At 69.3% G+C, this 26,270-nt stretch carries 21 protein-coding genes; 11 read left to right on the plus strand and 10 right to left on the minus strand.

The genetic code is table 11. The annotated features are described in order from the left end of the window. Nucleotide 1: 1 nt before the first annotated feature. The 4 genes from ABD736_RS09865 to ABD736_RS09880 all read left to right on the plus strand — a co-directional run bounded on the left by ABD736_RS09865 (nt 2) and on the right by ABD736_RS09880 (nt 6,583). On the plus strand, nt 2–3,349 hold the full coding sequence (locus ABD736_RS09865; protein WP_344791585.1) for a DUF7927 domain-containing protein: 3,348 nt from the start codon (nt 2–4) through the stop codon (nt 3,347–3,349). Between the two features lie 251 nt (nt 3,350–3,600). Further along, a complete protein-coding gene (locus tag ABD736_RS09870; protein ID WP_344791586.1) occupies nt 3,601–4,257 on the plus strand; it encodes an alternate-type signal peptide domain-containing protein in 657 nt (218 codons plus the stop codon). Nucleotides 4,258–4,358: 101 nt separating this feature from the next. Continuing rightward, entirely contained in the window at nt 4,359–5,942 is a 1,584-nt protein-coding gene (locus tag ABD736_RS09875) for a hypothetical protein (protein ID WP_344791587.1), read from the plus strand. Next, nucleotides 5,942–6,583: a signal peptidase I gene (locus tag ABD736_RS09880; protein WP_344791588.1), complete on the plus strand. Its 642-nt coding sequence runs from the start codon at nt 5,942–5,944 to the stop codon at nt 6,581–6,583. The genes ABD736_RS09875 and ABD736_RS09880 overlap by 1 nt, the downstream gene beginning before the upstream one ends. Here ABD736_RS09880 and ABD736_RS09885 read toward each other — a convergent pair. Both ABD736_RS09885 and ABD736_RS09890 read right to left on the minus strand, forming a co-directional pair. After that, on the minus strand, nt 6,561–7,610 hold the full coding sequence (locus ABD736_RS09885) for a zinc-dependent alcohol dehydrogenase family protein (protein WP_344791589.1): 1,050 nt from the start codon (nt 7,608–7,610) through the stop codon (nt 6,561–6,563). The genes ABD736_RS09880 and ABD736_RS09885 overlap by 23 nt on opposite strands. A 224-nt stretch (nt 7,611–7,834) precedes the next feature. Further along, entirely contained in the window at nt 7,835–9,838 is a 2,004-nt protein-coding gene (locus tag ABD736_RS09890) for a hypothetical protein (protein WP_344791591.1), read from the minus strand. Between the two features lie 22 nt (nt 9,839–9,860). Here ABD736_RS09890 and ABD736_RS09895 point away from each other — a divergent pair, with 22 nt between their 5' ends. After that, nucleotides 9,861–11,759, plus strand: coding sequence for a gamma-glutamyltransferase family protein (locus tag ABD736_RS09895; protein WP_344791592.1), 1,899 nt, complete (start codon nt 9,861–9,863; stop codon nt 11,757–11,759). 507 nt (nt 11,760–12,266) lie between these two features. Here the strand turns inward: ABD736_RS09895 and ABD736_RS09900 are convergent. After that, nucleotides 12,267–12,959: a DUF2076 domain-containing protein gene (locus tag ABD736_RS09900; RefSeq protein WP_344791593.1), complete on the minus strand. Its 693-nt coding sequence runs from the start codon at nt 12,957–12,959 to the stop codon at nt 12,267–12,269. 181 nt (nt 12,960–13,140) lie between these two features. On the opposite strand from ABD736_RS09900, the gene ABD736_RS09905 reads away from it, so the two are divergent. Beyond that, complete coding sequence (locus ABD736_RS09905; RefSeq protein ID WP_344791594.1) at nt 13,141–13,983, plus strand: CE1 family esterase; 843 nt, start codon at nt 13,141–13,143, stop codon at nt 13,981–13,983. A gap of 75 nt (nt 13,984–14,058) precedes the next feature. Here the strand turns inward: ABD736_RS09905 and ABD736_RS09910 are convergent, their stop codons facing one another. Further along, nucleotides 14,059–16,269 carry an ATP-dependent Clp protease ATP-binding subunit gene (locus ABD736_RS09910; protein ID WP_344791596.1) on the minus strand — a complete coding sequence of 737 codons (2,211 nt, stop codon included), beginning with the start codon at nt 16,267–16,269 and terminating at the stop codon, nt 14,059–14,061. A gap of 182 nt (nt 16,270–16,451) precedes the next feature. Here ABD736_RS09910 and ABD736_RS09915 point away from each other — a divergent pair, with 182 nt between their 5' ends. Further along, nucleotides 16,452–17,498, plus strand: coding sequence for an NAD(P)-dependent alcohol dehydrogenase (locus tag ABD736_RS09915; RefSeq protein ID WP_344791598.1), 1,047 nt, complete (start codon nt 16,452–16,454; stop codon nt 17,496–17,498). A 38-nt stretch (nt 17,499–17,536) separates the two neighbouring features. Here ABD736_RS09915 and ABD736_RS09920 read toward each other — a convergent pair whose 3' ends face one another. Together ABD736_RS09920 and ABD736_RS09925 are read right to left on the minus strand one after the other, a co-directional pair. After that, nucleotides 17,537–18,274 carry a phosphotransferase family protein gene (locus ABD736_RS09920; RefSeq protein ID WP_344791599.1) on the minus strand — a complete coding sequence of 246 codons (738 nt, stop codon included), beginning with the start codon at nt 18,272–18,274 and terminating at the stop codon, nt 17,537–17,539. Nucleotides 18,275–18,370: 96 nt separating this feature from the next. Then, nucleotides 18,371–19,384 (minus strand): D-alanyl-D-alanine carboxypeptidase family protein, encoded by a 1,014-nt coding sequence (locus tag ABD736_RS09925; protein WP_344791601.1) that lies wholly within the window; start codon nt 19,382–19,384, stop codon nt 18,371–18,373. A gap of 87 nt (nt 19,385–19,471) precedes the next feature. On the opposite strand from ABD736_RS09925, the gene ABD736_RS09930 reads away from it, so the two are divergent. Next, entirely contained in the window at nt 19,472–20,167 is a 696-nt protein-coding gene (locus ABD736_RS09930) for a response regulator transcription factor (RefSeq protein WP_344791602.1), read from the plus strand. Next, nucleotides 20,160–21,266 (plus strand): sensor histidine kinase, encoded by a 1,107-nt coding sequence (locus tag ABD736_RS09935; RefSeq protein ID WP_344791603.1) that lies wholly within the window; start codon nt 20,160–20,162, stop codon nt 21,264–21,266. The genes ABD736_RS09930 and ABD736_RS09935 overlap by 8 nt, the downstream gene beginning before the upstream one ends. A gap of 14 nt (nt 21,267–21,280) precedes the next feature. Here the strand turns inward: ABD736_RS09935 and ABD736_RS09940 are convergent, their stop codons facing one another. Further along, nucleotides 21,281–21,895 (minus strand): VanZ family protein, encoded by a 615-nt coding sequence (locus tag ABD736_RS09940; protein WP_344791605.1) that lies wholly within the window; start codon nt 21,893–21,895, stop codon nt 21,281–21,283. A 170-nt stretch (nt 21,896–22,065) separates the two neighbouring features. Further along, entirely contained in the window at nt 22,066–22,503 is a 438-nt protein-coding gene (locus ABD736_RS09945; RefSeq protein WP_344791606.1) for an RbsD/FucU domain-containing protein, read from the minus strand. A 180-nt stretch (nt 22,504–22,683) separates the two neighbouring features. On the opposite strand from ABD736_RS09945, the gene ABD736_RS09950 reads away from it, so the two are divergent. Both ABD736_RS09950 and ABD736_RS09955 read left to right on the plus strand, forming a co-directional pair. Further along, nucleotides 22,684–23,595, plus strand: coding sequence for a LysR family transcriptional regulator (locus ABD736_RS09950; protein ID WP_344791607.1), 912 nt, complete (start codon nt 22,684–22,686; stop codon nt 23,593–23,595). Nucleotides 23,596–23,605: 10 nt separating this feature from the next. Next, nucleotides 23,606–24,328: an SDR family oxidoreductase gene (locus tag ABD736_RS09955; RefSeq protein WP_344791608.1), complete on the plus strand. Its 723-nt coding sequence runs from the start codon at nt 23,606–23,608 to the stop codon at nt 24,326–24,328. Nucleotides 24,329–24,351: 23 nt separating this feature from the next. On the opposite strand, the gene ABD736_RS09960 is transcribed toward ABD736_RS09955, so the two are convergent. Then, nucleotides 24,352–25,140 (minus strand): NAD-dependent epimerase/dehydratase family protein, encoded by a 789-nt coding sequence (locus ABD736_RS09960; protein ID WP_344791609.1) that lies wholly within the window; start codon nt 25,138–25,140, stop codon nt 24,352–24,354. A 14-nt stretch (nt 25,141–25,154) separates the two neighbouring features. Beyond that, nucleotides 25,155–26,201, minus strand: a complete 1,047-nt coding sequence (locus ABD736_RS09965; RefSeq protein ID WP_344791610.1) for an aldo/keto reductase — start codon at nt 26,199–26,201, stop codon at nt 25,155–25,157. Nucleotides 26,202–26,270: the final 69 nt, after the last annotated feature.

The raw sequence follows: 26,270 nt of genomic DNA on the forward strand, positions 1-26,270 counted from the left end.
CTTGATCGGACTGGCCGCGATGGTTCTCGCCGTGCTGCCGAGCGGTCAGAACAGCGCGCCGAGTGCCGCCGCCGAGCCGCCACCGGCGCAGGCCGGGTCCGCCGTGATCGGCCTCTTCGTCGCGGGCAACCGCATCTCCGAGACGCAGGTCGAGGGCGTCGGCGGGGCGACCTTCGGATTCTTCGCCTCGCGCCCACAAGAGGCGAACCTCGATCCGGACACCGGTCTCGTGACCGGCATGACACCCGTCGCCACCTGCACGTCGACCGCCGACGGATGGTGCAACGTCGTGGTCCCGATCGGTGCCGGCGGCGTTGCGGCCGGCACGCGGCTCTGGATCTCGCCGATCGCCCTGCCTGCCGGCTGGACCTCGCCGGCGTACTGGCAGACCGCACCTTTGACGACCTCGGCAGCGACCAGACTGCAGACGCAGCACGTGTTCCAGACGCCCGCGCTGCAGTCGGGTGGCCGATACGTGTCCACCGCTCAGAACAGCGGATTCCTCGACGACCCGGGCGACACCGTCAGCGACACCGCCTTCATGAACAGCAATGGCGGAAGCACCGGTTCGGGAACGACGAGCAACAACTTCCAGCGGCGCACCGCGTCGGCCGGGTTCTGGCCGCTGGTCGAGACGAATCCGCCACTGCCTGAGCAGTGCGGCGTCAACATCGCCTTGGTCGTGGACCTCTCGAGCTCGATCCAGCAAGCGGGTGAGCTCAACAACTTGAAGGCGGCGCTGACCAACGGCGTCGACTCGCTGCGGGGCACGCCGTCTCAGCTCGCCATCATCACCTTCGGCACCGACTCGCCGGCCAACGGCTTCCCCGGCAGCAACACGGGGCTGATGCCGGTGGCGACCACCGCCGACGCGAACGCCATCAAGGCGCACTTCGCCGGCTGGAACAACATCCCCACGAACTACACGAACTGGGACGCCGGGCTCAACGCGGTTTCAGAGCTGAACGCGACGACGACATCGGCCACGCACGTCGATCTCGCGATCGTGCTGACGGACGGCAACCCGACGGTCTACGGGTCGATTCCCGGCAGCAACACCAACAACCCCTCGATCCCGACCGGCAGCGGATTCACCCGCTTCCGCGAGCTCGAGAACGCCACCGCCTCGGCGAACAAGCTCAAGGCAGAGGGCACGCGCGTCGTCGCGGTGGGCGTGGGCGACGGGCTCGACGAGACGTCGTCCTACAACCTGCGAACGATCTCGGGAACGCACAGGTACATCCCGGGCACGGACATCCACGGCACCGACTATCTGCAGGAGGACACCTACGCGGAGGCCGCCGGCGCGCTGCGGCAGCTCATCGTCGGCCTGTGCGCCCCGACGATCACGGTGGTCAAGCAGGTCATCCCGCCGGGCGGCACGATCGCAGACGCCTACACGCCGCCCGACCCGTGGGAGTTCACCGCATCGACCACGACCCCCGGCGCATCCGTGACGCCGCCGGCCACCAAAGAGACCGACCAGTACACCGGTGCGACCAACTTCGACGTCACCGTGCCCGAGAACGGAACGGGCACCTTCAACGTCGCCGAGACGCAGAAACCGGGCTACACCCTCGAACCGGTCAGTGCCGACGGGACCAGTCTCGATCCCAACGGCCAGAACGCCTTCTGCACGAACAAGACCGAGGACGACGAGGCGATCCCGGTCACGAACACGGACCCGACGGGGTTCCAGATCGATCTGGGCGCGGAATCCGCCATCACGTGCATCGTCTACAACCGGGCGCCCGATCCGCCACCCGGTGATCTGCCCGCACACGTCGTCGTGCACAAGCGCTGGAGCGTGACGACGGCGTCGGGCACCACCACCTACGTGAACGGCGACCAGCCCGAGGATCTCGAAGCGTTCCTGCATCTCGGCGGGCCCGCGCCAGACGGCATCTCGGACCAGCCGTGGGATGAGCCCCGCTACGGCTATGTCGGCAGCAATCCGGATGCGTCGCCGCCCGGCCCAGGTGAGGACGTCGACGTCGCCGAGACGGTCAACCTGATCCCGCCCGGCTGCACCCTGACGTCGGCGACGATGACGGGCACCGGCATCACCGGAGCGCTCGATCTCGGCACCGCCGCCCCGGCGACGACCGTGCCGAACATCACCGCAGGGCTCAACGAGTGGACGATCACCAACGCGGTGTCGTGTGTCAGCCACCTCGTGCTGGTGAAGCAGGTGCTGGGCGGGCCCGCGTCGCCCGACTCGTGGACTCTGACGGCTCATCCGCCGACGTCAGCGCTTCCGGGACCGTCGGGCACGACCGGGGTGGCGAGCGAGGTGACGCCCGAGGTGTCCTACCAGCTCGCCGAGCAGGCCGGCGACGATCCGGAGCTCCTGAACTACGTGCAGCACGATGTGCGCGAGCAGCCCATCAGGTGGCCGCTGTCCACCGGGTCGGCCGACTGCGCGCAGACGGTCAATGGGGAGGTCCAGCCCGGTGATCCGATGGGTGCCGACGGCAGCGTCTCCGTGCCGCTCGGGCAGACCTTCACCTGCACCTTCACGAACACCGCCGCGCCGCTGACGATCATCAAGAATGTCGACGGCGGAACCGCCGCGGCGAGCGACTTCCACTTCACGGTCGCGCCCGTGCCACCGGCTCCCGCTGGGCTGCCGACGCGCTCGATCACCGGCGCCGCCTCACCTGGCAGCGACACCATCGTGCGCCCCGGGCAGGAATACCGCATCACCGAGGCGGAGGGGCCGCCCGGCTACCAGCTCATCGGGCTGCAGTGCGACATCGGCGGGACGACGGTCTCGGGTGAGAGCCTCACGATCCCCGCGGGAAGCGCTGCCGTGTGCACGGCCACCAACTCGTACAGCCTGTGGACCGCCGAGAAGTCGAGCGACCCGCCTTCCGGCCGTGTCACCCCCGGCACGGTGATCACCTACACGCTGACCGCCCGCCTGCTCGACGGGAACCCGACGCACGACGCCGTGGTGACCGATGACGTCTCCCGGGTGTTCTCGGGCGCAACGCTCGTGGGCGGCAGCCTCACCACCTCTGCGGGCTCGGCGGAGTTCCAGGGCGACCACCTCGTCTGGACCATCCCGCTTCTGAGCGACGTCGAGACGGCCAGCTTCCGGGTGCGCGTCGATGAGGACGCCGTCGGCACCACGATCTTCAACCAGCTCATCGTCGATCCGGCCGCGGTCGATTGTGCGACCCTGGCCGATGCGCCGCCGCATTGCGACACGACCTCGCACGAGGTCGTCGCGATCATGCGACTGCCCGACACCGGCAGCTCGGTGCCGTGGTGGGCGGCTGCCGCCGCGGCCGGTCTGGCCCTCGTGGGCGGGCTGCTGGTCGCGTTCCGACGTCGCCTGAGCTGAAGGCCGAGCGCCCGCCGAACCGCGCGCGAGAATCGGGCCGATCTGGCCGAGTTCTGCCCGCCGTGGAGCCATCGGATTCCCCCGAGCCGCGGGGCCGCGCCTGGCCGCCGCCGGGTCTGTCAATGCGCCCCGAGTAGGTCTTCCTCACACCATTCAACTTGTATCTAAGCGTAGAATTAAGGTGCAGGGGGCGAACAGGCCGGGCCTGCTCACCAACGGTTCCGGCTGACGACAGAAAGCAGGAACACCTGATGAACAAGCTGTTCAAGGGCGCGATCGCCAGCGCCGCCGGTGTCGCCCTTCTGCTGGGTGGAGCAGGGACCTTCGCCCTCTGGGAAGACACTGCGGGCCTGCGAAGCGATGCGCTCATCGAGGCTGGCCGATTGGAATTCGGCTGGGAGAAGATGCCCCAGGCCGTCTGGACCATCAACGGCCACCCCATCGCTGAGGAAGATGTCGCGGCCGTCAGGTTCGTGCCCGGCGACCTCGTGACGATGACCTGGACGGACGTTCCGGTGATCGTCGACGGCGACTACCTCAACGCCAAGTTCGACGTCAGCCTGGACAACCTCAAGCTCGACGAGATCCAAGACCAGGCAGCCAAAGAGAAGGCCCTCGCCTTCTTCGAAGGCCTCACCCACTCGGTTGAGATCCGCCAGCTGATGGACGTGAACGACCCTGACTACAACCCTGACCCCGCCTGGCACGCGACCACCGATGAATTCGAACTCGCGCGCGGCACGAACCACTTCCAGGTGCGGGCGCAGGTCGTCTTCGACCCGGACGCGATGGACCAGACCGCCTATGGCGCTCAGATTCCGCTGGCGGGTCTCGGGCTGACCGTCACCCAGGTGCCCCACGACGACCACACGGTCTTCGAGGACGGCGTGCTGCCGACCGACCACTGAGGAGGGGCGACTGAACAAAGCGAGCCGAATCGACGGGATGCCGCAGCTGCGGCATCCCTAGTCCCCGGTTCAGACATCACACCGAGAGAGGGTGACCCACGATGACCCGGCCGCGGCACCGCGCGTGCGCTGCACGACGCGGTCACGGTTGGCTGCTCCCCCTGACTGCGGCCGGTCTCGCTGTGGCCGTGGTGTCGTCGCTCAGCCCGCTCGGGACGGCTGCAGCGTGGTCGGACTTCGCGCCGTTCCGGGAGGTGACGATCTACGCAGGCGGGCCCGACTTCAGCGTGATCGGGTTCGAAGACCTGCATCAGCACGACTACACGAACGACAACCTCACCGACGAGGCGACGATCGTCGTGATGAACCGGGGCGACGTCACCCTGCAGCACTTCGAGGCGAGCATCGCGCAGCGGGTCGACGAGGGCAGCAACAGCTCGCTCTACGACCGCGTGAACTGGGAGTTCACACGCACTGTGGGCGGCGTCACGCAGACGACGAACTGGAGCGGCTGGGCCTCGTGGCTCAGCGACCTCACGCTCGCGCCCGGGGCGTCCGCCAGCTACGGGGTGCGGACGACCCTCGACCCGACGGGCCTCGACCCGAACCAGGGCGAGTTCGCGGTCACGGAGATCACGGTCCTCGCCAGGATCTCGTCGTCCTGGTCGGCGAACGACACGGCCTGGTCGATCGTGTCGGGAACCGGCATCGTCCAGTACGTGCACCTTGCTGCACCGCCGGAGATCGAGGTCGACACGAGCAACGCCCGGTGGGAGAACCCGGAGAACGGCTACGACCTCCACCTGCTGTGGGATGCACCGCCGTTCCCGTTCGGCCCCGCGTTCACCATCTACATCAATGGCATCGCGCAGAACGCCCCGGGGGAGACCTGGTACTACTACAACAACCGGTATCAACTCGGCCCGGCGAAGGTCATGGCGACCTTCGGGCAGCCCGGCGCGCTGCGGGCTACAGCGCCCGCCGTCGGCGAGATCGTCCCGATCACGGTCGAGGTCCGCGCGTCCGGCACCGACTGGGTCGCGCGCAAGACGCTCTGGGCTGTCGGGGTCGCCGGCTCCTCTGTGCTGATCTACGGCATCAACCCGGCAGCGCCGCGGTCCTCGAGCGCGGCGGCGCCGGTGATCGCCTTCGCCGCGCCCGCGCCTGCGACGGCTCCGCCGGCCTCTGCACCACCTGCGTCGGAGTCGGCCGCCGCGCAACCGATCTCGCCCAGTGCCGCACCCCAGGCCACCACGCCGGGGGCGGAGACGCAGAAGGAGCAGCCTGAGGCCGAAGCGCCTGCGGCGCCCGCTGCCGAAGTGCCGGCGCCCCACTCGCCCGCGCCTGAGGAGTCCGAGGCCGCGCCGCCTGTGCCCGCACAGCCCGCGCCCACGGCGCCCACCGAGGTGAGCACTGACGAATCAGCACAGTCGGTCGAGCTCGACTGGCCGAGCGGTGAGACCGTCGAGAGCGCGAAGGTCGACGACGAAGAGATCGACGTCGAACTCGCCGATGGCGTCCTGCGCCTGGCTCTTCCCGAGACGTTCTGGGAAGGCGCCCGCGAGGTCGTTGTCACCGGCAAAGTCGGCGGCGCGGACGCCACCCGCACGATCCGGCTGACGAGGCACGGCGACGGCGAGATCACCTACGAGCTCGTCGAACCCACGACGGAAGAGAGCAGCTGATGACCGACCGAAAGGAGAAGGGCGTCTGGTCCTGGCTCTGGTACGGCATCAGCGCGGGCCTGCTCGCGCTCATTCTCGGCATCGCGGTCGCCGCGATCGCAGTGCCGAAGCTGGCCGGGGCGGTGCCCCTCACCGTTCTCAGCTCATCGATGGAGCCGACGCTGCACCCCGGCGCGATGGCCGTGGTGCGGCCGATCGCGCAGAGTGACCTGGGGCGCATCCGAATCGGCGAGATCATCACGTTCCAGCCGTTTCCGAACGACCCGACGCTGGTCACGCATCGCGTCGTCCAGATCAAGCACCTGAGTACGGGCGACTACGTCTTCGTCACGAAGGGCGACGCGAACTCGACCGTCGATCAGCCGGTGCGCGGCAAGCAGGTGCGAGCGACGCTCTGGTACGCGATGCCCTGGCTCGGCTGGGTGAACGACCTCGTCAACGCCCGCGGGAACCGGAGCTGGATCGTTCCGACCGCTGCAGGACTTCTCTTCGCGTACGGCGCGTACACCGGCGTGTCGACCGCGCTGGTCTACGCGAAAGAGAAGAAGCGGAAGAAGGCCGAACAGGACGAAGACGAAGACGAAGACGACGGCGACGGCGAGGACGACCAGCGCCCGATCACGGCCGAAGCAGCGACTTGATCGCTCGGCGCTCGTCCATCGCGGCATACGCCTCGGCCACCTGCGAGAGCGGCAGCTCGAGGTCGAACACCAGACCCGGCTTGAGCGACCCGTTCCAGACCTCGGGCAGCAGCTCGTCGATGTAGTTGCGCACCGGCGCCATACCGCCGCGCACGCCCACGTTCGAGTCGAACAGCTGGCGCACGGGCAGCTCGGGGCCACCGCTCGGCACGCCGACGAAGCCGACCTGGCCGCCCGGGCGCGCGGAGCGCAGCGCCTGGTCCATCGACTCCTTCGTGCCGACGCATTCGAGCACCGCGTCGGGCCCGATCCCGTCGAACATCTCCTTGATCGCCGCGATGCCCTCGTCGCCGCGCTGCTCGACGATGTCGGTCGCACCGAAGTCGCGGCCGAGGTTCTGGCGGTCCTCGTGGCGCGACATCAGCACGATGCGCGCGGCGCCGAGCCGACGTGCGGCGAGCACGCCCGAGAGGCCGACCGCCCCGTCGCCGACGACCGCGACGGTCGAGCCCTGCTTCACGCCGGCCGAGACGGCCGCGTGGTGGCCGGTGCCGAACACGTCGGCGAGGGTCAGCAGGTGCGGCACGAGCTCGTCGCTCGGCTGCGCCGGCGTCGCCACCAGCGAGCCGTCGGCGTGCGGGACGCGCACGTACTCGCCCTGCGCACCCTGCATGTCGTTGCCCCAGTGGTCCTTGCCGCCCCACCAGCCGATCTCGAGGCACGAGGTCGTGAAGCCGTTGCGGCAGTTCACGCACGTCATGTCGCAGTCGTAGAAGGGCGCGATCACGAAGTCGCCCACGTGGATCTTCGACACCCGGTCGCCGACCGATTCCACGATTCCGACGAATTCATGGCCGATGCGGGCCGGATGCTTCACCGGGGAGATTCCGCGATAGCGCCACAGGTCCGACCCGCAGACGCACGCCGCGACCACCTTCACGATGGCGTCGCCGCCGGTGATCAGCTCCGGCTTCGGGACCTCTTCGTATCGAACGTCGTTCTTGCCGTAGATCGTCGTCGCGTGCATCACACCAGGCTATTCATTCCGCCCGGCTGGCGGGACGCTCGGCAGGTCACCGATTCGGTCGAGCTGCGCGGGTGGCGGCCTGTTTTCGTGCCTCTGCGACCAAATCGGTGACTTACGGAGAGTGCGCGCGGCGTTTCGAGACGCGCGGTTCCTGAGGAGCACGGCGAAGCCGCGCGTCTCGAAGGGCCGCAAGCTCCGCGTGCTCCTCAACGAACGTGTGGCCCCTACGCGAGTGCAGAGCCGCCGAAGCCCTCGCGGGCGACCCGGATCGGCTCCTCGATGAGCCGCGGCACGGGCCACTCGCCCGACGCGGGCGTCGGCACGACGGAGCTTCCCGGCAGCGGGTCCAGCGACCAGCGGTGCACCGTGCGGTCGACCACGATCGGATAGACGGTGAGCTCATCCGTCTTCGGGTCGAGGTGCAGACGCAGGAATCCCTTGCCGTCCTCATACGCGAGCCCGGTCGCCTTGAAGTCGCCGATCGCACTGGGTGGCGAGAACAGCACGACGAGCGCGAATGCCTGGCTGCCGAGCACCCCGCCGACGACGGCGATGATGCCGATCCACGCGACGCCCCAAAGCCCCCACATGTCCACCGCCGACAGCAGGAACAGTCCGCCCACGATCACGAGCGCGGCGAGGTAGCCGACGACGAAGCTGAGTACGCCGAAGCCCTCCTCGCGCTGCACCTCGGCGCCGCGCCTGCGGCGAGCGCGACCCCGCCGCCATGATGTGTAGCCCGACGCCATCGCCATCGCGAGCGGCAGCACGACGAACACCACGCCGATCGCGATCAGCGCGTCGCCCCACCTCGTCTGCACGGGGTCGGCCCAGTGCACGTGGAACGAGCGCACCGCGAGGTCGGCGAGCCACAGCACCCCGACGAGCAGCAGCATGCCGATGCCCATCGAGGTGGCGAAGAGCGGATTCCTGCGCGGCAGCCAGTAGCGCGTGAGTGGCCCCGCGAGCAGCCCGTTCATGCGGCGCGCGAGTTTCGGGCCGGGGAACCGCACGGGGCCGGCCTCGAAGTCGACCACCTCGTCGGGGTCCGGAGCGGGCCGCGACTGCGGATCCGGCAGTTGGATGCTCGGCGCGAGGCGGTCGATGCCCATCGTGTACGCCCCGCCGAGGCCGTTGGTGATGAGCTGCGTGCGGCGCTGGTCTGGCGCTGCCGTGGGATCGTTTCGAGACGCGCGCGGTTCCTGAGGAGCACGGCGAAGCCGCGCGTCTCGAAGGGTCGCAGGCTCCGCGTGCTCCGGGGCGATCGGGGACTTCTGCTCGTATCTCGAGTAGTGGTGGTGGTCGCCCGACAGCCACAGCCGCACCTTCGCGCCCGTGGGAACGAGCGGGCTGTCGGGGTCGTTCGGATCGCTCAGCTTGTTGCGCAGGATGTGCTTCTCGAACCAGGCGGTCGCGTTGAACGCATCGGCGTCGTAGGGCGTCGTCTCCCAATAGGGCGATGCCGTGCAGAGAATGATGGCGTCGCCCTCGGCGAGCTCCGGCCAGAGCGTGTCGCGGAAGTACGCGAACTGCGGCTCGTCGATCGTCGTGCCGAGTTGGGCGTCGACCGCCACGAGCCACCACTTCGGCCGCAGCTTCACCGCGAAGTAGCTGCGCCGCTGCACCGTGCGCCACGCGCCGAAGTCGTGACCGCGCGTGAAGAGCCGCAGGAACGACGCGAGCCCGTCGTACCAGTCGTGGTTCCCGGGCAGGGCGAGCAGGGTGCCCGAGCGACGGGGCAGATCGGCAGAAGCCGCGGCATAGGGGCCGACCGTGCGGTCGAGATAGGCGCGGTCAGAGGCCGTCGGGTAGACCTCGTCGCCACCCATCACGAGCAGGGAGCCGCGGGGAAGCATCCGTTCATCGCCTGCATCGCCCGTGTGATCGCGGCCCTCGCCGCCGCTGCCGCGCACCGCCAGTTGCGGCTCCGAGAGCAGGTGCGCGACGGTGTAAGTCGCGTCGAACCCGTCGCCCAGGTCGGCGACGAAGTCGAACCAGAGCTCGTCGTCGCTCTCGCTGCCGTCGATCGCGATGATGCCCTGTGGGTACGCGCTCTGCACGTCGCGGCGGTCGGCGAAGTCCGCGAACTGCTGCGCGATGGCGACCTGGATTCCCGAGTTGATCAGCTGCGACGGCGACAGCCAGCGCACTGCCCTTCGTGGTTCGTAGCCGAGTTCGTCCGCGTGGAGCGCGAGCTGCTTCTGCGTCAGACCGGGTCGCGTGGCCATGCCCTGACGCTAGCGTGAGGGGATGGTCTTCAGCACGCCGGATGCCTTCACCACCCGCCCGACGCTGCGCGGCAGCTTCGGCATGGCCGCCTCGACCCACTGGCTCGCCACCGCCACGGCGCAGTCGGTTCTCGAGCGCGGCGGCAACGCGGTCGACGCCGCCGTCGCTGCGGGATTCGTGCTGCACGTGGTCGAGCCACACCTCAACGGGCCCGGCGGTGATCTGACCGGCCTATTCGCGATGGCGGGCGAGCGCGGCGCGGATGGCGCGCTCGGCGCTGATGGGGCCGGGGATGCCGGCGCGGTGCGCGTCTTCGACGGGCAGGGCCCCGCCCCGCGACGCGCGACCATCGAGCACTACCGCGACGTCGAGGGCCTCGCCGACGTGCCGGGCTCCGGCGCGCTCGCTGCCGCCGTGCCCGGGGCGGTGGATGCCTGGCTGTGGCTGCTCGCCGAGCACGGCACCTGGGAACTGCAGGACGTGCTGGACTATGCCATCAAGTACGCCGCGGACGGGCATCCCGTCGCCCCTGCCGTGGTGACCACGATCGAGCGCATCGCGCCCCTGTTCCGGGCCCACTGGCCATCGTCCGCAGCGCTGTGGCTCGACGCAGACGGCAACCCGCCGCGCCCGGGGCAGGTCATCACCAACGAGGCCTACGCCCAGGTGCTGCGGCGGCTGCTGGCAGCCGGCCCCGACGACGGCACCCGCGAGGAGCGCATCGAGGCCGCCCGCGCCGTCTGGAAGACCGGCTTCGTCGCCCAGGCGATGGAGGCGTTCGCCGCCACCCCGCACCGGCACAGCGACGGGCGCGACCACGCGGGCGTGCTCGAGGCCGCCGACCTCGCCGACTTCCGACCCGGCGAAGAGGATCCGGTCACGCTCGAGTTCCGCGGATACACGATCGCGAAGACCGGGCCGTGGGGCCAGGGGCCCGTGCTGCTGCAGATGCTCGCGATCCTCGAGGCGTACGGCCGCCTGCACGGCCTCACCGACGAGCACCTCGACCCGTCGACCGCGTTCGGCATCCACGTCATCGCCGAGGCCGAGAAGCTCGCGCTGGCGGACCGCGACGCCTGGTACGGCGACCCCGCGTTCGTCGACGTGCCGCTGGCGACGCTGCTGTCGCCGGAGTACGCCACCGAGCGCGCCGCGCTGATCGGCGAGCGGGCGAGCGCCGAGCTGCGGCCGGGGTCGCCCGACGGGCGCGTGCCCGTCGACCTCGCGGCGTTCGGCGAGATCGGGGCCGGGAAGACCGGCTTGGTCGACGACATCGACGTCGAAGACGAGCCTGTCTCCGATGAACCGGGAACGGATGCCACCGGCCAGACTCGGGGCGACACCTGTCACCTCGACGTCATCGATGCGCAGGGCAATATCGTCACCGTCACCCCGTCCGGCGGCTGGCTGCAGTCGTCGCCGACGATTCCCGAGCTCGGGTTCTGCCTCGGAACGCGTCTGCAGATGGCGTGGCTCGACGAGGCATCCCCCAGCGCATTGCGCCCCGGTGCGCGGCCCCGCACGACGCTGTCGGCGACTGTCGTCTCTGACGCCGACGGCCCGCTGTTCACCCTCGGCACCCCCGGCGGCGACCAGCAGGACCAGTGGCAGCTGCCCGCGCTACTGCGCATGCTCGTCGGCGGCTGGAGCGGTCAGCAGGCGATCGACGCGCCGACCTTCCACACGACGAGCCATCTGTCGAGCTTCTGGCCGCGCGTGTGGGAGCCGGCCGGCCTGGTCATCGAAGGGCGAGTCGGGGAATCCGTCATCGCCGAGCTCGAGGCGCGTGGCCACAAGGTGACGGTGCCCGGCGACTGGTCGCTCGGACGACTGTCTGCGGTCGGCCGCGACGCGTCGACAGGCACGCTGTGGGCAGCGGCGAACGCGCGTGGCGCGCAGGGCTACGCGGCCGGTCGTTAACGCCCCGCCGGTTGCCCGCACCTCGCGCGGTCGGTCGTTGACACCCCGCCGGTTGCCCGCACCTCTCACGGGCTGTCGCAGACACACGCGCCTGCGCGTGCTTTTCATGCGCTACCCGCGGGATGCCTCGCCGCGCGCACTTGAACGAGAGCACCATTTTTCGCACGAATAGCACCAATGGTGCTGCCTGAGCACACGGTGTCTCTCGTGGCGGGCCATCGTCTCTGGGCGGGAGACATTGTCTCTGCGCGCGCGACATGTCTCTATTGCCGACGGAAATGGTTCTCTCGTTCAAGTGCTGTGTGCGTCACCAGCCGGCTCGAAGAACGTCGCCTGCGGCGCAGCGGCTCAGCGGCACTTCGATGAGGGCACCAATGGTGCCGGTGTGGGCACCATTGGTGCCCTCGCCGTGAGAAAAGGTGTCGTCGGCTTAGAAAATGGTGTCGTCATCGAAGTGCAGCGGAGAGGCGGGCGGCACGCGCTCTGCACCGCTGCCGATTGCGACGGTCAGACGCCCCAGTCGCCGCCGCCGTCGAAGTCTCCGCTGTTGTCCCACCCCGACTGGTCGAAGCCGGCCTGGTCGAAGCCCGCCTGGTCGAAGCCGCTCTGGTCGTTGAATCCCTGACCCTGGTCGGCTCCCGCACCCTGGTCGCCCTGGTCCTGACCCTGGTCGAAGCCGCTGTCGTAGCCCTGGTCATAGCCCTGTTCGAAGGCCTGCTCCTGACCGCCGCCGAAGCCGTCACCGCCGAACAGGTTCGAGATGCCCTCGAACAGGAACAGCCCGCCGGCGATGCCGACAGCGCTCGAGGCCGCCTGCGCGAGGAAGCTCGAGCTGCCGCGCTGCGCGTAATACGGCTGCTGCGGGGCGTACTGGGGCGACGCGTATTGCGGTGCCTGCGGCTGGCCGAAGCCGCCTCCGCCGAACAGCCCTGAGAACAGCCCGCCACCGCCGCTCTGCTGACGGCGCTGCTGTGCCTGCAGATTCTGAAGCTGTGCCTGCAGGTTCTGAACCTGCGCCTGTGCCTGCCGCAGCCCCTCCTGCTGAAGAAGCACCGCCTGCGTCAGCAGGTACACGGCGTCGGGCTGTGCTGCAATGCGCTGAGCGATCAGCTGCTCGGCCTCTGCATCCTTCGTGACGGGCTGGGCCTTCGCGATTTCCTGTGCGAGATCGTCGATCAGACGACGGTCGTTGGTGTCCATGGTCATTTCTCCCACAGCGGCGAATACCGCCGAAGGCGGTTCAGGCAGTCGGCGGCATCCGTTCAGTCGGCATGAAGGTTCTCGGACGTCGGCGGCGTCCGAATCGGCATCCGCGACGGCACTGGAACCGCTTCGCCGACACGTCTTGACGGCCCCGGGCCGAGCCGGGAATCTTATGCTCATGCCCACGGCCGGCTCGACGATGAGAACCACCTTGCGCACCGCTGTCGCGGCCCTTGTTCTGCTGCTCGGCGCCACGCTCGCGGGGTGCACCGGCGCGGCCCACGTCGCGGCGGCCCCTGCGCAGCTGAAGTCCGGGGTGCACGTCATCTCGATGCCCGGCGACCGCACTGTCACGGTGCATGTGCCGAAGCATCTCGACGGTCCGGCACCACTGGTGCTGGTGCTGCACGAGTTCGGCGGCGTCGCGGCGACCGCCATGGGCTACGGCTTCGATCCGCTCGTCGACAGCGCAGGCTTCGTCGCGGTCTACCCCGACGGCATCGAGGGGTCGTGGAACGCCGGCGGCTGCTGCGGCACCGCCGCCGAGAGCGGAAAAGACGATGTCGCCTTCCTGACCTCGGTCGTGCACAAGGTCGAGGCGCGGACACCGATCGACCCCAAGCGCGTCTACGTCGCCGGCTTCTCCAACGGGGCGATGATGTCGTACCGACTCGCCTGCGAGACGAAGCTGTTCGCGGCGATCGCGCCGATCTCGGGCGACGTCGAGACGGGGTGCGACCACCCGACCGCCGCCTCCGTGATGCACATCCACGGCTTGGCGGACACCGAGGTCACCTTCGATGCATCGTCTGATGAGCCATGGAGAACTGCGGATGCCTGCAGGCCGCCGACGGTGACGCAGGCCGCCCGGGTCCACCGCTCGACCGCCGAGTGCGCCGACGACCGCAGCGTCGAGGTCGTCACCGTCGACGGGCTCGCACACGCCATCCCGACGGCGGCCGATGGCTTCGACGCAGCCGCTCAGATCTGGGCATTCTTCGCCGCCCACCCCCGGCCGTAGCTCCGGCCGGCAACCGCGCGAGCCGGACGCCGGCCGGGCGCTCCATGTGAGCACCCGGCCGGCGTCAGCGCGGTCTTACAGCACGGACGCGTCGGCGTCCGCGTCGCCATCCAGATCGAGCGGGGGCAGGCTCTCGCCGGCCTCGACGACGAGTTGGTCGCGCGACGGCGCCACGTCCACCCGCACCACGTCGCCGTCCTTGATCTGGCCCTTCAGCAGCGCGGTCGCGAGCCGGTCGTCGATCTCGTGCTGCATCAGGCGGCGCAGCGGGCGCGCGCCGTACACGGGGTCGTACCCGCGCTCGGCGAGCCAGGCCCGGGCATCCGGCGTCACGCCGACGTCGAGTCGGCGCTCCTGCAGCCGCTTCTGCAACCGGTCCACGTACAGCGAGACGATCTCGCCGAGCTCGGCCGCAGACAGCGCGTCGAAGATGACGATGTCGTCGAGGCGGTTGATGAACTCGGGCTTGAACGCCTGGCGGACCAACTCGAGCACGGCCGACCTCTTGTCGGCGTCGCTCAGCGAGGCATCCGTCAAGAACTGCGAGCCCAGGTTCGACGTGAGCACCAGGATCGTGTTGCGGAAGTCGACGGTGCGACCCTGGCCGTCGGTCAGGCGACCGTCGTCGAGCACCTGCAGCAGCACGTCGAACACCTCGGGGTGGGCCTTCTCGACCTCGTCGAGCAGGATCACCGAGTAGGGGCGCCGGCGCACGGCCTCTGTGAGCTGGCCGCCCTGCTCGTACCCGACGTATCCAGGGGGAGCACCGACGAGCCGCGAGACCGAGAACTTCTCGCCGTACTCGCTCATGTCGATGCGCACGAGAGCCTTCTCGTCATCGAACAAGAACTCGGCGAGCGCCTTGGCGAGCTCGGTCTTGCCGACGCCGGTCGGGCCGAGGAACAGGAACGAGCCGGTCGGGCGGTTCGGGTCGCTGATGCCCGAGCGCGAGCGGCGCACGGCGTCGGCGACGGCGGTCACCGCAGCCTGCTGGCCGATGAGCCGGCGATGCAGCTCGTGCTCGAGGTTGATGAGCTTCTCGGTCTCGCCCTGGGTGAGGCGGTCGACGGGAATCCCGGTCCACTGGGCGACGACGGCTGCGATGTCCTCGTCGGTCACCTGCTCGTTGACCATGCGGGGGCCGGATGCCGCGCCCTCACCGCTCTCGGCGGCGCCGAGCGCCTTCTCGATGCCCGGGATGGTCTCGTAGTTGAGCTTCGACGCCTTCTGGTAGTCGCCCTCGCGCATGGCCCGGTCGAGCTCGATGCGCGCCTCGTTGAGCTGGGTCTTGAGGTCGCCGACCGAGTGCAGGCTCGCCTTCTCTGCGTCCCACCGCGCCTGCAGCTCGTCGAGCTGCGCCTGCCGCTCGCGCATGTCTTCGCGCAGCTTGGCGAGGCGCTCGCGGGATGCGTCGTCCTTCTCCTTCTTGAGGGCGAGCTCTTCGATCTTCAGTCGGTCGACGGCGCGCTTCAGCTCGTCGATCTCGACGGGGGATGAGTCGATCTCCATCTTCAGCCGCGACGCCGCCTCGTCGATCAGGTCGATCGCCTTGTCGGGCAGCTGGCGGCTCGAGATGTATCGGTTGCTCAGAACCGCGGCGGCCACGAGCGCCGAGTCGGCAATTGCCACGCGGTGGTGCGCCTCGTAGCGCTCCTTCAGCCCGCGCAGAATCGCGACGGTGTCTTCGACCGACGGCTCGCCCACGTACACCTGCTGGAAGCGGCGCTCGAGCGCGGCATCCTTCTCGATGAACTCGCGGTACTCGTTCAGCGTCGTCGCGCCGATCAAGCGCAACTCGCCGCGGGCGAGCATGGGCTTGAGCATGTTTGCGGCGGCGACAGAGCCCTCGCCGCCGCCGGCGCCCATCAGCGTGTGCAGCTCGTCGATGAAGGTGATGATCTTGCCGTCGGACTCGTTGATCTCCTTCAGGACGGCCTTGAGGCGTTCCTCGAACTGGCCGCGGTACATCGCGCCCGCGACCAGGGCGGAGATGTCGAGGGCGACGAGCTCCTTCCCCTTCAGCGAGTCGGCGACGTCGCCCGCGACGATGCGCTGCGCGAGCCCCTCGACGACGGCGGTCTTGCCGACGCCGGGCTCGCCGATGAGCACGGGGTTGTTCTTCGTGCGGCGCGTCAGCACCTGGCTGACGCGGCGGATCTCGGAGTCACGCCCGATCACGGGGTCGAGCTTGCCCTGACGGGCGACTTCGGTGAGGTTGATGCCGAACTGCTCGAGGGCGCTCTTCCCCTCGTCCGTCGTCGGCGGCACGCCCTGCATGTTGGCCATGTTGTTCGGTCGGTCCTTCTCGTCTGGGATTTATCGATGGCGGATGCTTCGCAGCACCCGCCGCTCAAAGTTGAGTCTACTTGGCTCAACTTCCCCAGGCCAGGGGATATTCCGCCATGGGCGGACGCAACTTCGGCTTCGAGGGCGAGGATGTAAACGTCAGCGGACGGAGAGGACATGCAATGAAGGCGTTGCAATATGTCAAGGTCGGCGCACCCCCGGAGGTGCGCGAGGTTCCCACCCCCGAGCCTGGCCCCGGCCAGGTCCGTCTCAAGGTCACCGCCGCGGGAGCCTGCCACTCCGACTCATTCGTGATGGGGCTCGACAAAGAGACCTATGTCGGCGGCTTCGGGTACCCGTTGCCCATGACGCTCGGGCACGAAGGCGTCGGCATCGTCGACAAGCTCGGCGCCGGCGTCACGAGCGTCGCGGTCGGCGACGCGGTGGCGGTCTACGGCCCCTGGGGCTGCGGGAACTGCTACCAGTGTGCGCAGGGGAAAGAGAACTACTGCGAGCGTGCAGCTGATCTCCGAATCACCCCGCCGGGCCTCGGCCACGACGGGTCGATGGCCGAGTACATGATCATCGACGATCCTCGGTTCCTTGTCCCGTTGGGCGATCTGGACCCGGTCGAGAACGTCGCACTGACCGATGCGGGCCTGACCCCGTATCACGCGATCAAGGGCTCACTCGGAAAGCTCGGCCCCGGTAGCGTCGCGGTGGTGATCGGCACGGGCGGCCTCGGCCACGTCGCAATCCAGCTGCTGCGGGCGCTCACCCCAGCGGTCGTGATCGCCGTGGATGTGAATGACGACAAGCTGGCGTTGGCGAAGGACGTGGGCGCGCATCACGCATTCCTCTCCAACTCCGACGCGCCCGCGGTGATCGAGCAGGCGACAGGGCGGAAGACGGTCACCGCGGTGTTCGACTTCGTCGCCGCCCAGGCGACGATCGACCTCGGTGCCGCGCTCGCAGGAGTTGAAAGCGATCAGGTGCTCGTCGGCGTCGGCGCGGCCAAGGCCGATGTCGGCATGCTGGCACGGCCGTACGACGCGACGGTGCGCGCGCCCTACTGGGGCTCACGCGGAGAGCTCATCGAGGTGCTGAACCTCGCCCGCGCCGGCCTCGTCCACGTGGAGACGGAGCGATTCACTCTGGACGAAGCGCCTGAGGCGTACCGCCGGCTCCACGACGGCACTCTTCGCGGTCGAGCGATCATCGTGCCGTAGCCGCGAAGGAAGCCGGCGACAGGACTTGAGGCTGCGAGTCAGCTCCAGAAGTCGAGTACGGCCTTCGCCGCACCCGCAAGAGACGGGTCGGCCGCGTCGCTCTCGACGCGACCAGCCCAGACGTCGAGCTGGGTGCGCGCCGCCGCCTGCGCGAAGGGCCGCAGCTCGTCGTCGTGCGGCAGCCGACGCACCCGACCGTACGCGCCGAGGACGGCGTCGGCGAACGGCGCCACCAGCGCCTCGAACTCGGGCATCAGAGCCGGCGCGAACTGCAGGACGACCCGCGTCGTCGCGAGATCCTCGCGAGGGTCACCGATGCGGGCGTTCGACCAGTCGACGATGCCGGTCACCTCGTCGCCGGTGACCAGCACGTTGAACGGCTGGAAGTCGAGATGGCAGAGCACGCCGCCGTCGGGCAGCGGTTCGTGCAACCCGGCGAGAGCCCGCCCCAGCAGCGAGCCGAGCGCGGCCGGCTCACCGCCCGCGGCGAGCGCGTCGCCGATCGACTCACCGGCGAGCCAGGTGGTGATCGTGAACGGATGCTGGGCGAAGACTCCCGATTCAAGAACAGTCGGCACCGGCATCCCCAGGTCCAGCGCGATCTTCTGCGCGCGCACCTCGCCCTCGATCCCGCGCCCGGGCGGCAGCACACGCAGCGCCACGCTGCGCTCGCCGTCGTCGACGCGCCAGACGGCGGCATCCTGACCGTTCATGCGCGTCAGCGCGCGAGGCTCTGGGAACCCGACGGAGGCAAGCAGCTCGCGTGGCTCGATCACGGCCTCACCCTATGGCGCGCGTCCCGACCTTTTCAGCCGGCGCCGGTTGTCGCCCTGGGCGGTCCGGGAAGACGGACCGGCTCGGAGGCGGCCCGCCTAGGGGTGCGTGCGGGACAGACGCGGCGGCGCGCCATCCGTTGCGATCGGGGCGACGCGGTCCGCCAGCTGCTGGGCCGCGTTCAGCCCGGCGGCGATGAGGTCGGGTCCGTGCTGCCCGAGCACGACACCGATCAGGGTGACGTCGCCCGCGGCGGTGTGGCGCACGGCACGGAACATGAAGCATCCGCCCGCCGCGTCATCGGAGCCGGTCTTCATGCCGACGAATCCGTCGCGGCCGAGAAGCGCGTCGGTGTTGGTGACCCAACCTGCGACGGGCAGTGTGTAGCCGGCGGTCGACATCATGGCGCTCAGCGTCGCGTTCGCTGCGACGACCTGAGCGAGGCGCAGCTGATCGAGGGCGGTGGAAACCGTCTTGGGGTCGTAGCCGCTCGGGTCGGTGTAGGTCGTGCGGGTCATCCCCAGCGCCCGCGCGGTCTGATTCATCTTCGCGACGAATGCCGCGACGCTTCCGCTGGTCTCGCGTGCGACGAGAACGGCGACGTTGTTGGCGGAGGGCAGCAGGATCGCCATCAGGGCGTCGCGCTCGGTGAGCTGCTCACCTGCGCTGACGGCGACGACCGATTGGCCCTCGCTTCTGCGCTTCTCGGTGTCGGCGACGTCTTGCGCCTCGACGGTGAAGGTCGGGCCACTCGCGCCGTCGGTGAGCGGATGCATCTTCAGCACGACATACGCGGTCATGACCTTGGCCACGCTCGCGATCGGCACGGGCTGCTGGTTGCCACTCACCGCCGGGGTGTCGTCACCGAGCACGTAAGCCCCCTGACCCTGCTCGGGCCAACCGCCCGTCGACTGGAAGGTCGACGACTCGACCTGAGACCCCATGGCCCCGCTGTTCGACGCGGCTGCGGTGGCGTCGCTGTCGGGTGTGAGCGTCGCGATGGCGAGAGCAGCGGCCGTCGCAACAGCGGCCAGCCCGCTCAGCCAGACGATCAGAGTCGCGATGGGCGAGGCGCGGCGGCGCTTCCGTTCAGGCTGAATGGTGCGATTCATGCACTCAGCCCACCGCGGGCCCTGTTGCAAGGGCGTATGCGGCATTCGATATGCCGGCGATAAGCCGCGGCTGACACCATCGACGTCATGCGAGTGCTGATCGTCGAAGACGAGCCCCTCATGGCCGAGGCTATCCGCGACGGCCTGCGGCTCGAGGCCATCGCGGCGGATATCGCGGGGGACGGCAGCACCGCGCTGGAGTTGCTGAGCATCAACCGGTACGACATCGCGATCCTCGACCGCGACATCCCGGCCCCCTCCGGTGACGAGGTCGCCCGACGCATCGTCGAATCTGGCACGGGAATGCCGATCTTGATGCTGACCGCCGCCGACCGCCTCGACGACAAGGCGTCCGGATTCGAGCTGGGCGCCGACGACTACCTCACCAAGCCTTTCGAGCTGCGCGAGCTGGTGCTGCGGCTGCGGGCACTCGATCGCCGCCGGGCCGAGGCCAGACCACCTGTCCGCGAGCTCGCCGGGCTGCGAGTGGACCCGTTCCGGCGCGAGGTGTACCGCGACGGCAGGTACGTCGCCCTGACGAGGAAGCAGTTCGCGGTGCTCGAAGTCCTCGTCGCCGCCGAGGGTGGCGTGATCAGCGCGGAAGAGCTGCTGGAGCGCGCGTGGGACGAGAACGCCGACCCGTTCACCAACGCCGTGCGCATCACCGTGTCCGCCCTGCGCAAGCGGCTGGGCGAGCCGTGGCTCATCGCGACGGTGCCTGGGGTCGGCTACCGCATCAGCACAGAGGCGGGCGCCCCGGCGGCGCCGAGGCGTCATGCCTAGGCGCCGCGGCGTCAGCGTCCGGCTCAAGCTCACCTTCAGCTACGCCGGATTCCTCATGCTCGCCGGCGCCCTGCTGCTCGCCACGGTCTGGGTGTTCCTGCTGCGATACGTTCCCGACCACGCGATCACGTCGCAGCCCGGGCTCGACGGCCTCGTCCGCTTCTTCCCCGATCGCTCAGATCTGCAGCGCGCATTCGTTCCGCGCGCGGCGGAGGCCATGGCGTTCCTGCTCGTCTTCGGCCTGCTGGGCGGCTGGCTGCTGGCGGGGCGCATGCTCGCGCCGCTCGGACGAATCACCGCGGCCACCCGCCGGGTCGCGAGCGGCTCACTCTCGCACCGCATCGCCATGGAGGGCCGCGACGACGAGTTCCACGAGCTCGCGGACAGCTTCGATGCGATGGTCGATCGCCTCGAGGCGCACGATGCCGAGCAGCAGCGGTTCGCGGCCAATGCCTCACACGAGCTGCGCACGCCGCTGGCGATCACGCAGACGCTGCTCGACGTGGCGCGCAACGATCCGGATGTGGATGTCCGGAGCCTCATCGACCGGCTCCACGAAGTCAACACTCGCGCGATCGAGCTCACCGAAGCGCTGCTCACGCTCAGCCGCGCCGATCAGCGCTCCTTCAGCCGCGAGCGCGTGGACCTGTCGCTGCTTGCTGAGGACGCGGTCGAGGCCCTCGTGCCCCTGGCCGACAAGAGGGGCGTCGCGATCGACAGCGACGGCACTGCCGCCCCCGCATTCGGCTCGCACGCGCTCCTGCTGCAGCTGATGACGAACCTCGTGCACAACGCGATCGTGCACAACATCGCCGAGGGAGGCACAGTTCAGGTCAGCACCGCCGTCGACGGGAACCGCGTCGGGTTCACGGTCGAGAACACGGGGCCCGTGCTCGCCCCTGAGCTCGTCGCCACGTTGACCGAGCCGTTCCGTCGCGGAACCGAGCGCGTCCACAGCGATCACGCGGGTCTCGGGCTCGGCTTGGCGATCGCGAAGAGCATCGTTCACGCGCATGACGGGATGCTGACGCTGACCGCCCGCGCAGAGGGCGGCCTGCGCGCGACGGTGCTGCTGCCGCGCGCACCTTCCGGGACCTGAGGCGTCTCGCCCGCTCAGTTGCCCGGCCGCGGCAGCAGCGTCGATTCGGGCCCGGCGAAGTGACGCAGGTGGCCGGGGTTGTGCGGCCCCATGCGAATGGGCGAGGCGATGAATGCAGCGACGGCAACGGCCACCGCCACGGTGCCCACGAACAGCACCCTTGTCACGAGTGCTGTCGCCCTCCCCGGCAGGCTGCGCCGCAGCAGGGCGATCGCGGCAATCCCGAGCAGGCCACCGACGGTGTTGTCGATCACGTCCGCCGTGTCTGACGCGCCGGTCGCCAAGACGTACTGGCCGATCTCAAGAGCGAGACTCACACCCGCGAAGACACCGGCTGCGCGCCACGACGCCCAGGTGGGGGCGAGAGTCGCGACGTACATGCCGAAGGGGACGAAGATCGCGACGTTCGCGGCGATCTCGCCGACCGGGTTCGCGCCTGCAGTCGCCGTCTGGACGTACGGGACGAGCTTGATGTCGCGCCCCGCGCCGTCCGCCACCCACGGCGACTCGAACTTCCACATCACAAGCCACACGAGCAGCGCGAGATACACGACGAAGAGGATGACGGTGAGCGCAGCGCGGTCGTGCGTGCGAGACGGCAGGCTGTCCGAGAGGCGAGGGGTTGGCATGGTCCCAGTAGAGCCCGCCTCATGTTGTCGTCCCGTATGCCCGTACAGATACGCGGACGATATATGGCCCGGTGCGGCCTCGAAGCGCTGGGCAGATGCGAGAGGCCCGCACCCCGTGACGGGTGCGGGCCTCGTGTCGTTCGAGCAGTCGGACTCGGGCTTCGGGTGCCCTACGCCGCGACGAGCTCGCCCTTGCGCAGCAGGAACGCGGCCGGCTCGCCGAAGCGGTCGGTGCGGATGGTAGCGGCGGCGTCCGCCGCGAGCGCGTGGAAGTCGTCCTCGTCGAGGCGCGACATCGAAACGCGGCGCAGCTCGGCGTCGGCGGCGATGCCGCAGACGGCGAAGACGACGTCAGGAAGCTCGTCGTGTGCGTCGAGGTCGTCGAGGTACGCGATCGGCGCCTCGGCGTGGTCGAGCGGCAGCACGCTCAGCAGCGCCTGAGTCGTTGCTTCAACGCTCTTCTCGCTGAGGTCGATGACGGTGTGGCCTTCGTTGAGGCCGGGCGTACGGACGGGACCGGCCGTCAGCGTGAGCCATTCGCCGGGCTCCATCTCATCGAGAACAGCGAGCAGGGAGCCGGACAGGATCGGGTCGAGGTTTTTGAGCATGAGGGGACACACTTTCGTCGTAACTGACTCCTCCTCAACCCCAGACCAGCGTATAGCGGGCCCCGGCGCGCCGCCGACCACTCGCCTCTCCCCAAAGCGAGGGGGTCCGGCGTCGTCTCGGCTGCGCTTCCCGCGGGTCGTGCAGACCCCTCTGTCGGGCCCCTCTGCGACGATGGTGCGGTGAGCGACCTCAGCCTGCGACGAATGGAGTACTTCGTCGCCGTGGCAGACGAGGAGAACTTCGGCCGTGCGGCGCAACGGCTGCACATCACCCAGCCGGTGCTGAGCCGCCAGATCGCGCAGCTCGAGCGCGAACTCGGCGTGTCGCTCTTCGAGCGCTCCACGCGGGGAACCACACTCACTGAGGCCGGGCGCGGCCTGCTTCCCGACGCGCGCGCGATGCTGCAGGCTGCCGCGGCCATTCAGCGTCGCGCCAGGTATGCGGCGCGCGGCACCCAGCGATTGAGCGTGGGATTCATGCCCGGACTGCTTGCGACGCCGATTCTGCAGGGCCTGCGAGCCGCGTTTCCCGATGTCGAGGTCGACGCCGTGCGTACCGGGTGGGACGACCAGGTCGAGACCGTCCTTGACGGCAGAGTCGACCTCGGGCTGGTGCGGCTTCCCGTCCATGCGCGGGGACTGATTGTGGAGTCGCTGTTCCGGGAACGCCGCCTTGCGGTCCTTCCGGCATCTCATGTGCTGGCGCAGCGCACTGTGGTCACCGTCGACGAACTCGCCGAGCTCGAACTGCTGCAGTCGCCCGACGCCGTTCCGGAGTGGCGACAGGCTCGAGTCCGGCGCGGTCTGCCTGTTGACGCATCCGTCGCCTCTCCGCGAGAAGTCGAGGTGAAGCTCGAGCGGGTCGCGCTGGGGATGGGCGTCGCGGTGCTTCCTGCGTCGACGGCGCGGTTCTACACGCGGCCCGATGTGGTCGCCCGCGAGGTTCAGGGGCTCGCACCGAGCGAGGTCGCCGTCGCCTGGGCTCGTGGGCGGGAATCCCCGATTCTCGCCAAGGCGGTCGAACTCGCTCATGCCCTGCGGGCATCACTGACGACGGAAAGGGTCTTGGACGACGAGAACGTCACGGCCTGAAGCTGAGGCCATGACAGTCAACACCTCATCCCGAATCGTCATCATCGGCGGCACCAGCGGCCTCGGCCTCGCCATCGCGCGACGCGCAGCCGACAGCGGCGCCGCCGTCACCATCGCGTCACGCCGCCCCGATTCGATCGAACGGGCGCTTGCCCAGCTGCCGGCCGGCGTCGTCGGCCGAGCCGTTGACGCGAGCTCGAGCTCGGCGGTCGCCGCCTTCTTCGACGAGGTCGGCGAGTTCGATCACCTGGCCTACACGGCCGCTGAGAACCTCACCGGGCTGCCCCTTGCCGAGTACACGGTCGACCGCGCGCAGGAGTTCTTCGGTCTGCGGCTCTTCCATGCGCTGAATGCGGTCCGGCTCGCCGTGCCTCACCTTTCCACGAAGGGCTCGATCACCCTGATGAGCGGCACCGCTGCCTTCAAGGGTGGGTCGGGGTGGACACTCGGCACCGCTGTTTCCGGTGCGATGGTCTCGGCAGCGCGCAGCCTCGCGGTCGAGCTCGCACCGCTTCGCGTGAACGTGGTGGCACCCGGTGTGGTGCGATCGCCGTTGTGGGCACAGCTCTCAGACGCCGATCGCGAGGGCATGTACGCCGGGCTGGCCGCCTCGCTTCCCCTCGGCCGAGTCGGCGAGCCCGACGACGTTGCCAAGGCCTTCCTCGCGTTGATGGACCAGGACTATGTCACCGGCGCCGTCTCGGTCGTCGACGGCGGGACCCTGGTCGCGTGAGCGACTGAGGCAGGACCCCGACCTCAGACGCCGTGTGCGAGCAGGCTCTCGGCCGTCTCGGCGATGGTGACCTCGATCGGCCGCGGCTTCCAGCCGAGCAGCCGCTCGGCTTTGGCGCCGGTCGCGTAGAAGTTCTTGCCGAGCTGGGGCCGCAGGGCGCGCAGGCCGGGGTTGAAGCGGCTGAGCAGCCGGGCGACGGGAAGCGGCAGCTCGTGCGTCGGGGCCTTGGCCGCGCGGTCGCCGAGCTGCTCGCGCAGGATGCGCGCGACCTCGACGATGCGCATTCCCCGGCCGGTGGCGGCGAGCCAGCGGCCACCGGCCGCGGCCGGGTCGGTCATCGCGCGCACGTGCAGGTCGGCGACGTCGCGCACGTCGACCCAGCTGGTGCCGAACGGCGGGCACGCGGGCAGCTGGCCTTCCAGCATGCCGGTGATGATCCGCAGCGAGGGTGGGTCGTCAGGGCCGAGCACGGGGCCGATGACGGCGGCGGGGTGCACCGCTGCGAGCTCCATCTCGCCGCCCTCCTCGTCAATGAACCTCCACGCCGCCTGCTCAGCCAGCGTCTTGGAGCGCTGATAGGGGGCGAGGTCGGCGACCGCATCCGCCCAGCCCTCATCGCTCTCGAGGTCGGCGCGCACGACGCTGAGACGCGTGTCATCGAACTCGGTGCCGGAGTGGATGGTCTGCCGCAGCCGCGGCTCGCGGGCAAGGCTGCGAACCGTGGTGCGCACGTCGTGGCCGGCGTCGAGCAGGGCGACGATGCACCAGCTGGCGATGAATCCGGTGCCGCCGGTGACGAGTACCTGTGCCATCGTTCGCTCCTCTCTTACAGCGCCATGCCGGGCACGCGACGGCGGATCGCCTCGAGCTCGGCCTCGTCCGACACGCCCTGCCAGTCGTACCGCGGGGTATATGGCGCCTCCAGCGCCCTGAGCTCGTCGTCGCTGAGCACGATGTCGAGCGAGGCGACGGCGTCGTCGATCTGCGCGATCGAGCCTGCGCCCACGAGCGGCGCAGTCACGACGGGCTGGTGCCGCAGCCAGGCGAGCGCGATCTGGGCGCGGCTCACGCCGTGCGCGGCTGCCACGTTCCCGACGGCGTCGATGATCGCGCGGTTGGATGCCTCCTCCGACGGCGCGTAGAGCAGGTCGGCGTACGCCCCATCGGTCTCAGACCGTGCCGTCGACTTCGCGTCATCCCAGGCGCGAGCGAGACGGCCGCGCGCCAGCGGCGACCAGATGATGGTTCCGACGCCCTCGTCGAGGCAGAGCGGGATCATCTCGCGCTCTTCCTCGCGGGCGAGCAGGTTGTAGTGGTCCTGCATCGAGACGAAGCGGGCCCACCCGTGCTGCTTCTGCAGGTTGAGCGCCTTCGCGAACTCCCATGCGTGCATCGACGACGCGCCGAGGTAGCGCACCTTGCCCGCCTTGACGAGGTCGCTGAGCGCCTCGAGCGTCTCCTCCCACGGGGTCGAGTGGTCGTTGCGGTGGATCTGGTACAGGTCGACGTAGTCGGTGCCGAGCCGCGCCAGCGAGTGGTCGACCTCTTGCATGATCGCCTTGCGCGACAGGCCGCGGCCGTTCGGCCCGAGGCGCATCGGGTGGCGCAGCTTGGTCGCGATGACCACCTCGTCGCGGTTCGCGAAGTCCTTCAGCGACCTGCCCAGAATCTCTTCGCTGGAGCCGAGCGAGTACAGGTTCGCGGTGTCGAAGAAGTTGATGCCCGCGTCGAGCGCGTGCTTGATGAGCGGCCGCGCCTCGTCTTCGGGCTTCGACCAGACGGGGTGGCCGCGGTCAGGCTCGCCGTAGGTCATCGCGCCAATTGCGATGGGCGAGACGTCGAGCCCCGTCGTGCCGAGCTTCACATATTGCATGGCGGATGCCTCCAGCTAGACTTAACTTGCGGAGGATGCTCCGCATCTCGAACCAAGTTAGCGGAGGAT

It is taken from the genome of Gryllotalpicola daejeonensis (assembly GCF_039538145.1).
Classification (GTDB): domain Bacteria; phylum Actinomycetota; class Actinomycetes; order Actinomycetales; family Microbacteriaceae; genus Gryllotalpicola; species Gryllotalpicola daejeonensis.

What these genes read in the sequence shown, in the direction of transcription:
- ABD736_RS09870 (WP_344791586.1), top strand. Translation starts at nt 3,601, where the DNA reads ATGAACAAGCTGTTCAAGGGCGCGATCGCCAGCGCCGCCGGTGTCGCC.
- ABD736_RS09875 (WP_344791587.1), top strand. Translation starts at nt 4,359, where the DNA reads ATGACCCGGCCGCGGCACCGCGCGTGCGCTGCACGACGCGGTCACGGT.
- ABD736_RS09880 (WP_344791588.1), top strand. Translation starts at nt 5,942, where the DNA reads ATGACCGACCGAAAGGAGAAGGGCGTCTGGTCCTGGCTCTGGTACGGC.
- ABD736_RS09885 (WP_344791589.1), bottom strand. Translation starts at nt 7,610, where the DNA reads ATGCACGCGACGACGATCTACGGCAAGAACGACGTTCGATACGAAGAG.
- ABD736_RS09890 (WP_344791591.1), bottom strand. Translation starts at nt 9,838, where the DNA reads ATGGCCACGCGACCCGGTCTGACGCAGAAGCAGCTCGCGCTCCACGCG.
- ABD736_RS09895 (WP_344791592.1), top strand. Translation starts at nt 9,861, where the DNA reads ATGGTCTTCAGCACGCCGGATGCCTTCACCACCCGCCCGACGCTGCGC.
- ABD736_RS09900 (WP_344791593.1), bottom strand. Translation starts at nt 12,959, where the DNA reads ATGGACACCAACGACCGTCGTCTGATCGACGATCTCGCACAGGAAATC.
- ABD736_RS09905 (WP_344791594.1), top strand. Translation starts at nt 13,141, where the DNA reads ATGCCCACGGCCGGCTCGACGATGAGAACCACCTTGCGCACCGCTGTC.
- ABD736_RS09910 (WP_344791596.1), bottom strand. Translation starts at nt 16,269, where the DNA reads ATGGCCAACATGCAGGGCGTGCCGCCGACGACGGACGAGGGGAAGAGC.
- ABD736_RS09915 (WP_344791598.1), top strand. Translation starts at nt 16,452, where the DNA reads ATGAAGGCGTTGCAATATGTCAAGGTCGGCGCACCCCCGGAGGTGCGC.
- ABD736_RS09925 (WP_344791601.1), bottom strand. Translation starts at nt 19,384, where the DNA reads ATGAATCGCACCATTCAGCCTGAACGGAAGCGCCGCCGCGCCTCGCCC.
- ABD736_RS09930 (WP_344791602.1), top strand. Translation starts at nt 19,472, where the DNA reads ATGCGAGTGCTGATCGTCGAAGACGAGCCCCTCATGGCCGAGGCTATC.
- ABD736_RS09935 (WP_344791603.1), top strand. Translation starts at nt 20,160, where the DNA reads ATGCCTAGGCGCCGCGGCGTCAGCGTCCGGCTCAAGCTCACCTTCAGC.
- ABD736_RS09940 (WP_344791605.1), bottom strand. Translation starts at nt 21,895, where the DNA reads ATGCCAACCCCTCGCCTCTCGGACAGCCTGCCGTCTCGCACGCACGAC.
- ABD736_RS09945 (WP_344791606.1), bottom strand. Translation starts at nt 22,503, where the DNA reads ATGCTCAAAAACCTCGACCCGATCCTGTCCGGCTCCCTGCTCGCTGTT.
- ABD736_RS09955 (WP_344791608.1), top strand. Translation starts at nt 23,606, where the DNA reads ATGACAGTCAACACCTCATCCCGAATCGTCATCATCGGCGGCACCAGC.
- ABD736_RS09960 (WP_344791609.1), bottom strand. Translation starts at nt 25,140, where the DNA reads ATGGCACAGGTACTCGTCACCGGCGGCACCGGATTCATCGCCAGCTGG.
- ABD736_RS09965 (WP_344791610.1), bottom strand. Translation starts at nt 26,201, where the DNA reads ATGCAATATGTGAAGCTCGGCACGACGGGGCTCGACGTCTCGCCCATC.